The sequence below is a fragment of the Alloalcanivorax mobilis genome, from assembly GCF_002864685.1.
Lineage (GTDB): Bacteria > Pseudomonadota > Gammaproteobacteria > Pseudomonadales > Alcanivoracaceae > Alloalcanivorax > Alloalcanivorax mobilis.
Window position 1 is genome coordinate 1 of the sequence record NZ_NMQZ01000022.1, and the last position, 13,628, is coordinate 13,628.

Sequence of the window (13,628 nt, forward strand, 5' to 3'; positions counted from 1 at the left end):
GGGGAAGGGCCCTCCAGAGCGGTACGGTAGGATCGTGGCGACTAGAGGACGTGACCAGACCGAGGAACTTAACCAAAGGGCATTGATGGCTCTGCCAGCAACCCTGTGAGTAAAGCGATTTCCCGGTAAACCAATAGGCCAACCTTAAGCCCATCGTCGGGTCGCTCGCTGCTCAAAAGTCATTATCGACACCAAACCGCGCCGTCGCGGTCCTGGCGGTACTATGACCCGTGGCGGTGACGCTGCTCAGTGAGCGGGACAAGGGCGGTGCCTGGAGGGAGCTGTGTGGCCAGGGATGGCCAAACAAACAGCGGCCATGGATGGCTTGAGCGGTCCCGGAAGGCACCGCCCTTGTCCCGCGTCCTCAATAGCGCCACCCAGACACGATCCCAAAAGACAATTCCCGCTAGTCCGCGATGAACCTTTTCTATGCTTTAAGGATGGCTTTATCTGGCCTGTTCCTACGCGGCTCCGCCTTCCTGCTCATCAAAGGGCATGGAAACGGTGGCGGCGCCGGCGTCCACGTAGGTGATTTCGCCGGTGATCCCGGAGGCCAGGTCCGAGCACAGGAAGGCGGCGGTGTTGCCCACTTCCTCAATGGTGACGTTGCGGCGCAGCGGCGCCTTGGCGGCGTTGTAATCGAGCATCATGCGAAACTTCTTGATGCCGGACGCGGCCAGAGTGCGGATCGGGCCAGCGGAAATGCCGTTCACGCGCACGCCTTCGGGGCCCATGCTCGAGGCCAGGTAGCGCACCGAGGCTTCCAGGCTCGCTTTGGCCAGGCCCATGACATTGTAGTTGGGCACGGTCTGGCGGGAGGCGTGGTAGCTGAGCGTCAACAGCGCGCCCTGGCGGCCCTGCATCAGCGGCTTGGCGGCCTGCGCCAGCGCCACGAAGCTGTACGCGGAAATGTCGTGGGCAATGCGGAAGCCCTCGCGGGTGGCGACGTCGACGAAGTTGCCGTCCAGCTCGCTGCCGGGCGCGAAACCGACCGCGTGCACCACGCCATCGAGTCCATCCCACTGTTTGCCAAGGCCGGCGAACACCTGCGCGATCTCGTCGTCGGAGGTGACGTCGCAGGGAAAACACAGGGCTTCATTGCTGGCGCAGCGCTCGGCGACCTTCAATACCCGGCTTTTCAGCTTGTCGTTCTGGTAGGTGAAAGCGAGCTCGGCGCCTTCACGGTGCATCGCGTCGGCGATGCCGGTGGCGATGGAGCGGTCACTGGCGATGCCGACGATCAGGAATCGCTTACCGGTGAGAAAACCCATGTCATATCCTCAAAGTGTGTGCGCCGGAGGGCCGGCGGAAAGCGCCGAGCAAGGCGTCATTCGCCCTAGTATAGGAGATTGTCAGGCCGGAAAAAGCCGGTGCCGGCGTCAATGTGCAACGGCTTGTTTCCTGTGGCGGCTGAACGCCGCGTCGATCAGTTGCCGGGTGTAATCCTGCGCCGGCGCGGTGAACAGCTGCTCGGTGTCGCCCGCTTCGATCACTTTGCCATGCCGCATCACCATAAGGCGATGGCTGATGGCGCGCACCACTTTGAGGTCATGGCTGATAAACAGATAGCTCAGGCCGTGGCGGTCCTGCAGTGTTTTCAGCAGTTCCAGCACCTGCGCCTGCACACTGCGATCCAGCGCCGAGGTGGGTTCGTCCAGAATCAGCAGGTCCGGTTGCACCACCAGGGCCCGGGCAATGGCGATGCGCTGGCGCTGGCCGCCGGAAAATTCGTGGGGGTAGCGATCCACGGCCTCGGCGCTTAAGCCCACTTCCTCCAGCAGGGCGCGGGTGCGCGCCTGGCGCTGGGCGGCGTTCAGGTCTTTGTGATGCACCCGCAGCCCCTCGCTGACCGCCTGGCCCACGGTCAGGCGCGGATTGAGGCTGCCGTAGGGGTCCTGGAACACCACCTGCAGATGGCGCCGCCAGGGGCGCAACGCCGCGCCGTGCAAGGTATCCAGGCGCTGGTCGAGCAGGGTAATGCGGCCGGCGGCGTGGGTGAGCCTGAGCAGCGCCAGCGCCAGCGTCGACTTTCCGGAGCCGGATTCGCCCACTACCCCGAGCGTCTCGCCGCGCCGCACCTGCAGCGACACCCGGTCCACTGCGTTAAGGCTGTCGCGGCCACCAAAGCCGCCGAAGCGGCGGCGGCCATGGAACCGTACCAGAAGATCCTCGGCGTTGAGTAACAGGGGCGCGTCAGCGGGCAGGGGGCGCGGCGCGCCGCCGGGCTCGGCGGCGATCAGGTGGCGGGTGTAGTCCGCCTTCGGTCGCTCCAGAACATCGTCCACCGGGCCGCTCTCCACCAGTTTGCCGCGGTGCATCACCGCCACGTCCTCGGCGAAGCGGCTGACCAGGCCGAGGTCGTGGCTGATCAGCAGAATGCCCAGGTTCAGTTCACGCTGAAGGCGCTTGAGCAGTTCCAGAATGGTTTCCTGGATGGTCACATCCAGCGCCGTGGTGGGCTCGTCGGCGATCAGTAAACGCGGATTGTTGGCCAGCGCCATGGCGATCATCACCCGCTGACGCTGGCCGCCGCTGAGCTGATGCGGATAACGCGCCAGCGTCTCGGCGCTGGCCGGCAGGTCCACCTGGGCGAGCAGTTCCAGGCTGCGCGCGCGCACCGCCTGCCGCCCCAGCCCCTGGTGCACGCGGATCGCCTCGCCGATTTGCTTGCCGACGCTGTGCAGCGGATTGAGCGCGGTGAGCGGTTCTTGGAAGATGGTGCCGATGTCGCCGCCGCGCAGCCGGCGGCGGCGGGCGTCGGGCCAGCCCTGGACGTCCTCGCCATCCAGTTCGATGGCGCCGGCGCGGTGGTGGGCGCCGGCCGGCAGCAAATCCAGAATCGACAAGGCGGTGAGCGATTTCCCGGAGCCGGATTCCCCCACCAGCGCCAGCATGCGCCCGGCCTCCACGGTCAGGCTGACGCCATCCACCGCCGGGCGCGCCGGGTCGTCAAACCAGACGCTCAGGTCGTTCAACCGCATCAGCGCGCTCATTGGTACTTCCTCGGGTCGAAGGCATCGCGGATCGCTTCACCGATAAACACCAGCAGCGACAGCATCAGCGCCAGCGTGGCGAAGGCACTGAGGCCCAGCCAGGGCGCTTGCAGGTTGGCCTTGCCCTGGCCGAGCAGTTCGCCCAGCGACGGGTCGCCGGGTGGCAGACCGAAACCGATGAAATCCAGCGAGGTGAGCAGCACCACCGAGGCATTGAGCACGAAGGGCAGGAAGGTCAGGGTGGCGACCATGGCGTTGGGCAGCATATGGCGAAACAGAATCACCGGCGTGCGCACACCCAGTGCCTGAGCGGCGCGCACGTAGTCCAGGTTGCGGCCGCGCAGAAACTCCGCGCGCACCAGATCCACCAGGGTCATCCAGGAAAACAGCAACATCACTAGCAGCAGGCTCCAGAACCCCGGCACCATGAAACTGGAGAGCACGATAATCAGGTAGAGAATCGGCATGCTCGACCACACTTCCATAAAGCGCTGGCCGGCCAGATCCAGCCAGCCGCCGTAGTAGCCTTGCAGAGCGCCAACCACCACGCCCACCAGGCTGGAACCGATGGTCAGCATCAGGCCAAACAGGATCGAGGTGCGAAAGCCGTAAATCAGACGCGCCAGCACGTCGCGGCCCTGATCGTCGGTGCCCAGCCAGTTTTCCGCCGACGGCGGCGCCGGCGCCGGCACCTGGAGGTCGTAATTGATGGTGTTGTAGCTGTAGCGGATCGGTGGCCACAGCATCCAGCCGTCGGCGTTGATCAAATCGCGCACGTAGGGGTCGCGGTAATTCGCTTCGGTCTCGAACAGCCCGCCAAACACGGTTTCCGGATAGGTGTTGAAGACCGGCAGGTACAGTTCGTTCTGATAGCTGACCAGCAACGGTTTGTCGTTGGCCACGAACTCGGCGCCGAGGCTGAGCACGAACAGCACCGCGAACACCCACATGGACCAGTAGCCGCGCCGGTTGCGCCGAAACGCCCGCCATTGCCGTTGCAGTACCGGATTGCGCATCGGCATCAGCGCGCCCTCCGCTCGAAATCGATGCGCGGGTCCACCCACATATAAGTGAGATCGGAGAGCAGCTTAAGCACCATTCCCAGCAGGGTGAAGATAAAGAGAGTACCGAACACCACCGGGTAGTCGCGGTTGATCACCGATTCGAAGCCGAGCAGGCCGAGCCCGTCCAGGGAGAAAATGTATTCAATCAGCATCACGCCGGTGAAGAACATGCTGACAAAGGCGGCCGGAAAGCCGGCGATGATGATCAACATGGCGTTGCGGAACACATGGCCGTAGAGCACCCGGTTTTCCGTGAGTCCCTTGGCGCGGGCGGTTTGTACGTATTGCTTGCCGATCTCGTCGAGGAAGGAGTTTTTGGTGAGCATGGTCAGGGTGGCGAAATTGCCCACCACGATGGCCACCGTGGGCAGGAAGATATGGCGGGCGTAGTCGAGCAGCTTCTGCCAGCCGGAGAGCTGAGCGAAGTTGTCCGAGGTCAGCCCGCGCAGCGGGAACCAGTCGAAGTAGGAGCCGCCGGCGAACAGCACCACCAGCAAAATGGCGATCAGGAAGCTGGGAATCGCGTAACCGACAATGATCGCCGTGCTGGTCCACACGTCGAAGCGCGAACCGTCGCGCACCGCCTTGCGAATGCCCAGCGGGATCGCCACCAGGTAGGTGATCAGCGTACTCCACAAGCCCAGCGAGATGGACACCGGCAGGCGCTCGGCGATCAGCGTGCTGACCGGGCGATCGCGATAGTAGGATTCACCGAAATCAAAGCTCAGGTAGTGCTTGACCATCAGCCAGAATCGTTCCGGCGCCGGCTTGTCGAAGCCGTAAAGCTTCTCGACGCGCTCCACCAGATCCGCGGGCAGGCCCTGGGAGCCACGGTAATTATGGTTGCCGCTGGTCACCACATCGGCGGTGGTGCCGGCGAAGCCGCCGCCGGCACCACCGCCACCGCCCAGCCCCTGAAGCTGCGCCAGCGCCTTCTCCACGGGGCCGCCGGGGGCGCCTTGCACGATCACGAAATTGAGCAGCAGGATGCCGAACAGGGTGGGGACGATCAGCAGCAGCCGTTTGAGAATATAGATCAGCATTATTGCGCGCTTTTATCCCACCAGATGTCGAGGGCGCCGTCCACGTTCACGTAGGGTGGCAGGGGCGGATGCTTGAGCCGCGATTGATAGGCGAAGCGGTGGTGATCCAGATACCAGTTGGGAATCACATAAAAGCCCCACTGCAACGCCCGGTCAAGAGCGTGGCAACGGGTCACCAGCGCTTCGCGGCTGTCCGCGGAAATCACCTTTTCCACCAGCGCATCAATCGCCGGGTTGCTGACCCCGGCGGTGTTGCGGCTGCTTTCCCGCTTGGCGGAAGCCGAGCTCCAGTAATCGCGCTGCTCGTTGCCCGGTGACGGCGATTGCCCCCAACCACCGACGACCATGTCGTAGTCGTAGCTGCGCAGGCGCTGAACATACTGGGACTCATCCACGCGCACCACGCTGGTGTCGATGCCCAGCACCTTGAGGTTGCGGGTGAATGGCAGCACCACGCGCTCGAAGGCCGGGCTGTAAAGCAGAAACTCAAAACGCACCGGCTTGCCCTCGGGGTTGTACAGCTGATTGCCCTCAATCCGATAACCGGCCTGCTTCAGCATCGCCTGGGCATGGCGCAGATTGTCGCGGGGGCGCCCGGAGCCATCGGAGGAGGGCGGCTGGTAACTTTCGGTGAAGACCCGTGCCGGCAGGTCCTTTTTCAGCGGCTCCAGTAATTTAAGCTCAGCCTGGTCCGGGAGGCCGGAGGCGGCCAGATCGGAGTTCTCGAAATAGCTGCGGGTGCGTTTGTACTCGCCATAAAAAAGATGCTTGTTGGACCATTCAAAATCGAACGCGTAGGCCATCGCTTCACGCAGCACCGGGTCCTGGAACACCGGCCGCCGGGTGTTGAAGATAAAGCCCTGCATGCCCGCCGGGTTGCTGTGCGCCACCTCCTCGGTCAGCAGGGTGCCGTCACGAAACGCCTCGCCGGTGTAGGAGGTCGCCCAGTATTTGGCGTTGGTCTCAAAGCGCCAATCGTAATCGCCCCGCTTAAAGGCCTGCAGCGCCACGGTGTCATCCAGGTAGTACTCGAACACGATGCGGCCAAAATTATTGTGCCCGCGCATCACCGGCAGATCCCTGGCCCAGTAATCGTCACGGCGTTCGTAAACCACCCGCTTGCCGGCTTTGAAACTGGCGATTTTGTAGGGGCCGGAGCCCAGCGGGGGCACCAGGGTGGCGTTCTCGAAATTCTTGTCTTTCCAATAGTGCTTGGGCAGCACCGGCATCTGCCCGACGATCATCGCCAGCTCCGGGTTCCGACCGGAACGGAAAGTGAATTTCACTTTGCGCTTGGAGAGCGCTTCAACCTGGGTGACGTCGCCATAGTAATAGGCGTAGAAGGGCGCCCCGTGCTCCTTGAGCTGCTCGAAGGTCCACACCACGTCGTCGGCGAGAATCGGCTCACCGTCCGCGAAGCGCGCGTTTTCACGCAGGGTGTAGGCGACCCAGCTGCGATCGTCCGGCCACTCGATGGTCTTGGCCAGCAGGCCGTATTCGGTGAACGGTTCGTCCAGGCTGGGCACCACCAGGCTGTCGTAAAGATAGCTGTTGCCCAGGGCGCCGATGCCGGAGGCCGAGTTGCCCTTGGGCAACCAGGGCATGAAGCTGTCGAACCCGCCAATCACGTGCAGTTTCAGTTGCCCGCCTTTGGGGGCATCCGGGTTGACGTAGTCGAAGTGGGAAAAATCCGGCCCGTATTTGGGCTCACCATGCATGGCGATGGCGTGGGCGCGGTGCACCTCGGCGAAGGCGGGGCCGGCCAGCAAAATGGCGGCGGCACACAGCCAGAAACGGCTTGGCAAGAAAACCCGGAAACAAAAGGCGACGCCTGTCATCGTTATTGTGGACTCCTGGCTGAGGGCGTTTGCGACACCATAGCCCAGCGCGGCCGGTTCACCAACCGTGCCGGGACCCGCAGCATTGGACCGCAACGGGGCGCCGGGTTCCCCGAGGGCCGCATCGAAACGCAATGGCCACCGTGATCAGGGCGCGTTACGGATATCCACGTACAAAGTCAGTTGGTCGCCGGGGCGCAGATAGCGTCGGCGTTCCACGGTGTGATTCCAATCGCGGATCTGCGTGACCGAGACATTGAAACGATCGGCGATGGCGTACAACGAGTCGCCGTTGCGCACTGAGTAGCGCACCTTGCGGATCATTTCCTGGCGCGCACTTTCGCTGGCGCCGCTGTCGCCTCCCTGCCGCCAGATCGCCAGGGTCTGGCCGACTTGCAGCGGCTTGCCCGGGGACAGGTCGTTCCATTTCGCCAAGGCGTTGACGGTCACATCATGGTGCCGCGCGATGCGCCACAGGGTATCGCCGCGGCTGACCCGGTAATCAATGCGCTGGCGGGATTGTTCCTGGCCGGCCAGCGCTTCACCGGCGCTGGCCGCACTACCGGCGGCGGCGGGGATCAACAGCACCCGGCCGGCGATGATGGTGTTGTTGTGAAGGCGATTGATATTGCGCAACACCGCCGGGGTGGTGCGATTGTGGCGGGCGATGGCCACCAGGGTGTCGCCCCGGCGAATGGTGTATCGCTGCCAGCTCAGGCGCTGGTCATCGGGTAGATCGGCGAGGCGGCTTTTGAACAGCGCGGCCTTGTCCACCGGTACCAGCAATTTATGCGGGCCATCCGGGGCGGTGGCCCAGCGGTTGAACGCCGGGTTCAACAGGTACAGCTCTTCGGTGGAAATCTGCGCCAGCCGAGCGGCCTCGGCCAGATCGATCTGGCCGCCCACGTCGACCGCCTTGAAGTAGGCTTCATCGGGAATCTCATGGAGTGTCACGCCGTATTCCCGCGGATCGGCCACGATCTGGGCCACGGCCAGCAGCTTCGGTACATAGGCGGTGGTTTCGCGGGGCAGGTTCAGGTGCCAGAAATCGGTCGGCTCGCCGGCCTCTTCGTTGCGGCGGATCGCCCGTGACACCGTGCCGCCGCCGGCATTGTACGAAGCCAACGCCAGCAGCCAGTCGCCGTCGAAGCGATCAGCGAGCTGCTGCAGGTAATCCAGCGCCGCCCGGGTGGAGCGCACGATATCGCGGCGGCCGTCGTACCACCAGGTCTGATCGAGGCCGAAATACTCACCGGTGGAGGGAATAAACTGCCAGGGCCCGGCGGCCTGGCCGTGGGAGTAGGCGAACGGATCGAAGGCGCTCTCAACCACCGGCAGGAGCACCAGTTCGGCGGGCATGTCGCGCCGCTCGGCTTCCTCGACAATAAAGTGCAGATAGCGCTCGGCGCGGGTGGTGACGCGGGTGAAGTAAGCCGGGTGGCGGGCATACCATTCGCGCTGCAAGCGAATGCGCTGATTATCCTGATGCGGATCAAGCGCGTAACCGGCGCGGATTCGGTCCCAGATGTCCTGGTCTTCCAGGGGCGCCGGTTTTTTCACCGGCGCCGGCTCGGCCATGCCGTTGGCCAGATCCGGCTGATCCAGCGCTGGCTCGGCGGCCGGCATGGGCGGCAGCTCATCCACCGGCGGCGCCACCGCACAGCCGGAAGACAGCATAATGATCCCCAGGGCGAAACAACCAATAAGTCTATTCATAACAATAAGATACAGATTAAATTTCGAGCCGATTCTAGGCATCCCCTCCCGAACCGGCAAGCAAAAAAGCGCTTAGGCAGCCCTCCCGGCGTGCCTCTTTGTTGGAATTGGTATCCCCATCACGATCCAGCGAAAAGACGCTGGACGCGAATCGATTCAGCAAAAGTCGTGCCTGAAAACGCCCCGATCCCCGTGCTCCGGTGTCGCGCCACCGCCGACCCCGGCGTGGCGGGCCGGCTTATTCAGGCGGAATCCTTCCAGCGCCGCAGGGCGGCGAAATTCTCCACGCAACTGTCCGGCGCCACGCCGAAATGGGTCTCGCAGGCATGCCGCAATTGCGGCTCGGCGGAGCGCAAGAACGGATTGGTGCGCCGCTCCTCGCCAATCGTGGAGGGCAGGGTAATGCGATCCTGCTCGCGCAGTGCGCGCACTTGCTCCAGGCGCGCCAGCACGTTGTTGTCTTGCGGCGACACGCTGGCCGCGAAGGTCAGATTGGCGAGCGTGTATTCATGGGCGCAGAACACCCGGGTTTCTTCCGGCAGCGCGGCCAGGCGCGTCAGCGAGTGGTGCATCTGTTCCGGCGTGCCCTCGAACAGCCGGCCGCAGCCGCCCGCGAACAGGGTGTCGCCGCAGAACAGCCAGCCCTGGCCGGCGGCGTAAAAGGCGATATGCCCGAGGGTGTGTCCGGGCACCTCCAGTACGTCCAGTTCCAGGTCCGGCCCGCTCAGGCGCACCCGGTCGCCATCATTGAGCGGGTGGCCAATTTCCGGAATCGATTCCCGCGCTGGCCCGTACACCGGAATCGAACGCTGCCGGCACAGGGCACTGACACCGCCGACATGATCCGGGTGATGGTGGGTGATCAGAATCGCGCTCAGGGTCAGACCCTGTTCGCTCAGCCACGCTTCCACCGGCGCCGCGTCCCCGGGATCGACCACCACGCACCGGTCGCCCTCAACAATGGCCCAGATGTAGTTGTCCCGGAACGCCGGGATCGCCGTAGGGGCTTTCAACATGACGTGCTACCCTTGCCGTATTCACTGCCAAGGTTACAGGACCCGCTCGAAAAATGTCAGACATGCGCCTGCCGCCGCTCGCCCGGCGACCTTTCCGCCGCCATCCGGAGGACATGCCGGAACGCTTTGATCGCTGGCTCGACAGCGAGGCCGGCGCCGCCGTACTGGCGGCGGAACGGGCCATGCTCGCCGATCTGTTGCCGCGCATGGTCGGCCAACGCGCGGTCGAAGTGGCCAGCGGGCGCGGCCGCGACATGCTGGCCGGCATCCGCCTGCCGTGGCGCTGCGCGATCACCGCCAGCGGCTTCGCCAACGGCCAGGTCCAGGCTCTGCCGCAGGCGTTACCGGTGGCCAAAAACAGCGTGGATGTGATGCTGCTGCACCATGGCCTGGAATTTCACGACGCCCCCCACCAGGTGCTGCGCGAAGCGGCCCGGTGCGTGGCCCCGGGCGGCGTTCTCGCGGTGGTCGGATTCCATCCGCTCAGCCCCATGGGCTTGGCGCGCTGGGTGCGTACCGGTGCCAACCGCCCGGGCTGGAACGGACGTTATTTCCGCCCCTATCGGGTCAGCGACTGGCTGCATGTTCTGGGCTTCGAGGTCGAGGGGCTGGCCAGCGGCTTTCATAATCTGCCGCTCTCCGACCGTGGCCGGGCGCGGCTGCGCTGGCTGGAATGGCTCGGTGAGCATTTCTGGTGGCGCTACGGCGGGGTGTACCTGTTGGTCGCGCGTAAGCGCGCGGCGATGCTGCGGCCGGCGGCCCCGGCGCGGCGCTTTCAGCGCCCGCCACCCACGGTGATTTCGGTGCCGGTGGCGCGCTGGCGACAACAACGAAACTGGGAGCTTGAGAGACCCGAATGAGAGAAGTGGACATTTTCACCGACGGCGCCTGCCGGGGTAATCCGGGGCCGGGTGGCTGGGGGGCGATACTGCGCGCCGGCAGCCACGAGAAAGAGTTGTTTGGCGGCGAGACCCCGACCACCAACAACCGCATGGAATTGATGGCGGCGATTCAGGCTCTGGAAGCGCTGCGCGAACCCTGCAAGGTGGTGCTGACCACGGATTCCCAATACGTGCGCAAAGGCATCACCGAGTGGATGCACAACTGGAAAAAACGCGGCTGGCGCACCGCCGGCAAGCAGCCGGTCAAGAACGTGGACCTCTGGCAGCGTCTTGACCAGGCTTGCCAGCGGCACCAGATCGACTGGCGCTGGGTCAAGGGGCACAGTGGCCACGTCGACAACGAGCGGGCCGACCAGTTGGCCAACCGGGGCATCGATGAGATGGAGACAAGCGCGTGAGACAGATTGTTCTGGATACCGAAACCACCGGCCTGGACCCGCTCGGCGGACACCGTATCATCGAAATTGGCTGTGTCGAAGTGGAGAACCGCCGGCTTACCGGCAATAACCTGCATCTCTACATCAACCCGGAGCGGGACATCGACGAAGGCGCGCTGGAAGTGCACGGCATTACCCGTGAATTCCTCTCCGACAAGCCGGTCTTCGAACACATCGTTGATGAACTGATCGGTTTCATCGACGGCGCCGAGCTGGTGATTCACAACGCGCCGTTCGACGTCGGCTTTCTCAACCACGAGTTCAAGCTGCTCAAGCGCGGCCTGGGCACCGTGGAGCAGCGCTGCGGGATTCTCGACACCCTGAGAATGGCGCGCGAAATGCACCCGGGCCAAAAGAACAGCCTGGATGCGCTGTGCCGGCGCTACCATGTGGAAAATGGCCACCGCGAGCTGCACGGCGCGTTGCTGGACGCGGAGATCCTCGCCGACGTCTATCTGGCGATGACCGGTGGCCAGACGCGCCTGTCGCTGGGCGGCGCCGACACCGGCGGCCAGCACGGCCAGGTGGCGGAAACGATCCGCCGGCTGAGCGCCGACCGGCCGGCCATTGCCGTGATTCGCGCCAGCGAAGACGATCTGCAGCGCCATCGCCATAAGCTTGAAACGATGGCCGGCAACAACGATCAGCTCACCCTCTGGCAGCAGCTGGAAGGGTAAAACCGCCGCGCCCCCAGCGCGGCGCCTTGATCAAAGCGACCCGGGGGCGCGGTGGTCGGCGCCGGCCTCCAGATTCAGGTCGCGCGCCTGGTGATGTTCGATCCAGCCTTGCTGGTACATCCATTGGGTGGCCGGTTCCAGCGCCACCGACGCCATCAGCAGGCCGGTGAGGCTCATGACCACGGTGTAGGGCAGGGCCATCAAAACCATGCGCCCATAGGACAACCGCACCAGCGGCGCCAACGCCGAGGTGAGCAGGAACAAGAACGCCGCCTGGCCGTTCGGCGTGGCCACCGAAGGAATATTGGTACCGGTGTTGATCGCGATCGCCAGCAGGTCAAAGGTGTCGCGGCTGATCTCGTTGTTCAGTAACGCTTTGCTCACTTCGTCCATGTAGACGGTGGCCACGAACACATTGTCCGAGATTGCCGAGAGCAGGCCGTTGGCGATATAGAACGCCGGCGCCTGGACATGCCGCTCAAGCTGCAGCACGAACTCGATCAGCGGCGTGAACAACTGCTGATCGGCGATCACCGCGACAATCGCGAAGAACACGGTGAGCAGGGCGGTGAACGGCAACGCCTCTTCAAACGCCTGGCCGAGGCGATGCTCCTCGATGATGCCGCAGAACGAGGTGGCGAGAATAATCACGCTCAGCCCCACCAGTCCCACCGCCGCCGCATGGGTGGCCAGCCCCACCACCAGCCACAGCGCGATCAGCGCCTGCACGGCGAGATTGACCTTGTCGCGCAAAGTGCGCCGCCGGGCCAGTTCGCTGGCGTGCTGCGCCATGATCGAACGCACCTTGTCCGGCAGGCCTTCGCCATAGCCGAAGGCGCCGCTGATTTCCAATAACGCGCAGGTGAGCAGGCCCATCACCAGTACCGGCAGGCTGATCGGCGCCATGCGCAGGAAAAACTCACCGAATTCCCACTGCGCCTGGGTGGCGATCAGCAGGTTCTGTGGCTCGCCCACCAGGGTGCAAACGCCGCCCAGCGCGGTGCCCACGGCGGCGTGCATCAGCAGGCTGCGCAGGAAAGCGCGGAAGCGCCGCAGATCCTCACGATGCAGTTCCTGAACGGCGGTGTCGTCGCCGTGGTCGTGGCTTTGCTGGCTGTTGCCGGAGGCGACCTTGTGATAGATGCCGTAGAAGCCGGTGCACACGGCGATCACCACCGCGGTCACGGTCAGGGCATCCAGAAACGCCGACAGCGCCGCCGCGGCGATCGAGAACAGCAGGCTAAGCACCACCTTGGAGCGCACCCCCAGCAGAATGCGGGTAAAGGTGTAGAGCAGCAGGTCCTTGAGGAAGAAGATGCCGGCGACCATGAAGATCAGCAGCAATAGCACCTCCATGTTGCCCTCAACCTTGTGGAGCACCATTTCCGGGGTGGTGAGGCCGATGATCAGCGCCTCGATGGCGAGCAGGCCGCCAGGCTGGAGTGGATAGCATTTCAGCGCCATCGCCAGGGTGAAAATGAACTCCGCCATCAACAGCCAACCGGCCGTCACTTCGCCGAGGGTCCAAGCGACCAGGGGATTGATGATCAGGAAACCAACAATGGTGGCTTTGTACCAGGCGGGCGCCTGACCGAGGAAATTCTGCGCAAAAGCGCGACCAACGTGGGTGGTCATGACACGACTTCCTGCCGGTTATTATTGGGAGGCTCTGGAATCCTCTGAATCTCCGCCGTGGTTTTCCTGCTAGGGTTTTCCGGCTCACGTCCGCGCCGGAACAGCCGGGCCCATGGGGCGTATTCAGAGGTTTACCGGGCGCGGCAATCATAAGCACTTCCCGGGCACTTGCAAAACGGCGTACATCCCAAGGGCTTGCGCAGGCGGTTTCGCGGCTCCGTGATGGCTCCCCCGTTGCCTGTGGCAGGGTTATCATTTTTCCTTTAAATCAGTTGCTTAGGAAAGAAAGTTGACGCATTGTTTAGGG

11 protein-coding genes are annotated in these 13,628 nt (G+C 63.9%); 3 read left to right on the plus strand and 8 right to left on the minus strand.

Annotation, left to right across the window (positions count from 1 at the left end):
* Positions 1–461 precede the first annotated feature (461 nt).
* From CGS25_RS11890 to gloB, 7 genes are all read right to left on the minus strand, one after another.
* Positions 462–1,271 (minus strand): enoyl-ACP reductase FabI, encoded by an 810-nt coding sequence (locus CGS25_RS11890; protein ID WP_101675595.1) that lies wholly within the window; start codon positions 1,269–1,271, stop codon positions 462–464.
* A 108-nt stretch (positions 1,272–1,379) separates the two neighbouring features.
* A complete protein-coding gene (locus tag CGS25_RS11895; protein ID WP_101675596.1) occupies positions 1,380–2,993 on the minus strand; it encodes an ABC transporter ATP-binding protein in 1,614 nt (537 codons plus the stop codon).
* Positions 2,990–4,015: an ABC transporter permease gene (locus tag CGS25_RS11900; protein ID WP_089032029.1), complete on the minus strand. Its 1,026-nt coding sequence runs from the start codon at positions 4,013–4,015 to the stop codon at positions 2,990–2,992. The genes CGS25_RS11895 and CGS25_RS11900 overlap by 4 nt, the downstream gene beginning before the upstream one ends.
* Positions 4,015–5,100 (minus strand): microcin C ABC transporter permease YejB, encoded by a 1,086-nt coding sequence (locus CGS25_RS11905; protein WP_198588778.1) that lies wholly within the window; start codon positions 5,098–5,100, stop codon positions 4,015–4,017. Before CGS25_RS11905 ends, CGS25_RS11900 begins: the two co-directional genes overlap by 1 nt.
* Positions 5,100–6,938 (minus strand): extracellular solute-binding protein, encoded by a 1,839-nt coding sequence (locus CGS25_RS11910; protein WP_101675598.1) that lies wholly within the window; start codon positions 6,936–6,938, stop codon positions 5,100–5,102. Before CGS25_RS11910 ends, CGS25_RS11905 begins: the two co-directional genes overlap by 1 nt.
* 147 nt (positions 6,939–7,085) lie before the next feature.
* The gene (locus tag CGS25_RS11915; RefSeq protein ID WP_101675599.1) at positions 7,086–8,654 is read right to left on the minus strand and encodes a LysM peptidoglycan-binding domain-containing protein; all 1,569 of its coding nucleotides are present in this window, start codon (positions 8,652–8,654) and stop codon (positions 7,086–7,088) included.
* A 242-nt stretch (positions 8,655–8,896) separates the two neighbouring features.
* Positions 8,897–9,670, minus strand: a complete 774-nt coding sequence (gene gloB / locus CGS25_RS11920) for a hydroxyacylglutathione hydrolase (RefSeq protein ID WP_101675600.1) — start codon at positions 9,668–9,670, stop codon at positions 8,897–8,899.
* A 53-nt stretch (positions 9,671–9,723) separates the two neighbouring features.
* Here gloB and CGS25_RS11925 point away from each other — a divergent pair, with 53 nt between their 5' ends.
* Genes CGS25_RS11925 through dnaQ form a run of 3 tightly spaced genes read left to right on the plus strand, consistent with a single transcriptional unit; the run spans position 9,724 to position 11,686 of the window.
* A complete protein-coding gene (locus CGS25_RS11925) occupies positions 9,724–10,530 on the plus strand; it encodes a class I SAM-dependent methyltransferase (RefSeq protein WP_232802388.1) in 807 nt (268 codons plus the stop codon).
* A complete protein-coding gene (gene rnhA / locus CGS25_RS11930) occupies positions 10,527–10,970 on the plus strand; it encodes a ribonuclease HI (protein ID WP_089032023.1) in 444 nt (147 codons plus the stop codon). The genes CGS25_RS11925 and rnhA overlap by 4 nt, the downstream gene beginning before the upstream one ends.
* A complete protein-coding gene (dnaQ, locus tag CGS25_RS11935) occupies positions 10,967–11,686 on the plus strand; it encodes a DNA polymerase III subunit epsilon (protein WP_101675601.1) in 720 nt (239 codons plus the stop codon). The genes rnhA and dnaQ overlap by 4 nt, the downstream gene beginning before the upstream one ends.
* Before the next feature lie 30 nt (positions 11,687–11,716).
* On the opposite strand, the gene nhaB is transcribed toward dnaQ, so the two are convergent.
* A complete protein-coding gene (gene nhaB, locus CGS25_RS11940; protein ID WP_101675602.1) occupies positions 11,717–13,321 on the minus strand; it encodes a sodium/proton antiporter NhaB in 1,605 nt (534 codons plus the stop codon).
* Positions 13,322–13,628: the final 307 nt, after the last annotated feature.

What these genes read in the sequence shown, in the direction of transcription:
- CGS25_RS11890 (WP_101675595.1), bottom strand. Translation starts at nt 1,271, where the DNA reads ATGGGTTTTCTCACCGGTAAGCGATTCCTGATCGTCGGCATCGCCAGT.
- CGS25_RS11895 (WP_101675596.1), bottom strand. Translation starts at nt 2,993, where the DNA reads ATGAGCGCGCTGATGCGGTTGAACGACCTGAGCGTCTGGTTTGACGAC.
- CGS25_RS11900 (WP_089032029.1), bottom strand. Translation starts at nt 4,015, where the DNA reads ATGCCGATGCGCAATCCGGTACTGCAACGGCAATGGCGGGCGTTTCGG.
- CGS25_RS11905 (WP_198588778.1), bottom strand. Translation starts at nt 5,100, where the DNA reads ATGCTGATCTATATTCTCAAACGGCTGCTGCTGATCGTCCCCACCCTG.
- CGS25_RS11910 (WP_101675598.1), bottom strand. Translation starts at nt 6,938, where the DNA reads ATGACAGGCGTCGCCTTTTGTTTCCGGGTTTTCTTGCCAAGCCGTTTC.
- CGS25_RS11915 (WP_101675599.1), bottom strand. Translation starts at nt 8,654, where the DNA reads ATGAATAGACTTATTGGTTGTTTCGCCCTGGGGATCATTATGCTGTCT.
- gloB (WP_101675600.1), bottom strand. Translation starts at nt 9,670, where the DNA reads ATGTTGAAAGCCCCTACGGCGATCCCGGCGTTCCGGGACAACTACATC.
- CGS25_RS11925 (WP_232802388.1), top strand. Translation starts at nt 9,724, where the DNA reads ATGTCAGACATGCGCCTGCCGCCGCTCGCCCGGCGACCTTTCCGCCGC.
- rnhA (WP_089032023.1), top strand. Translation starts at nt 10,527, where the DNA reads ATGAGAGAAGTGGACATTTTCACCGACGGCGCCTGCCGGGGTAATCCG.
- nhaB (WP_101675602.1), bottom strand. Translation starts at nt 13,321, where the DNA reads ATGACCACCCACGTTGGTCGCGCTTTTGCGCAGAATTTCCTCGGTCAG.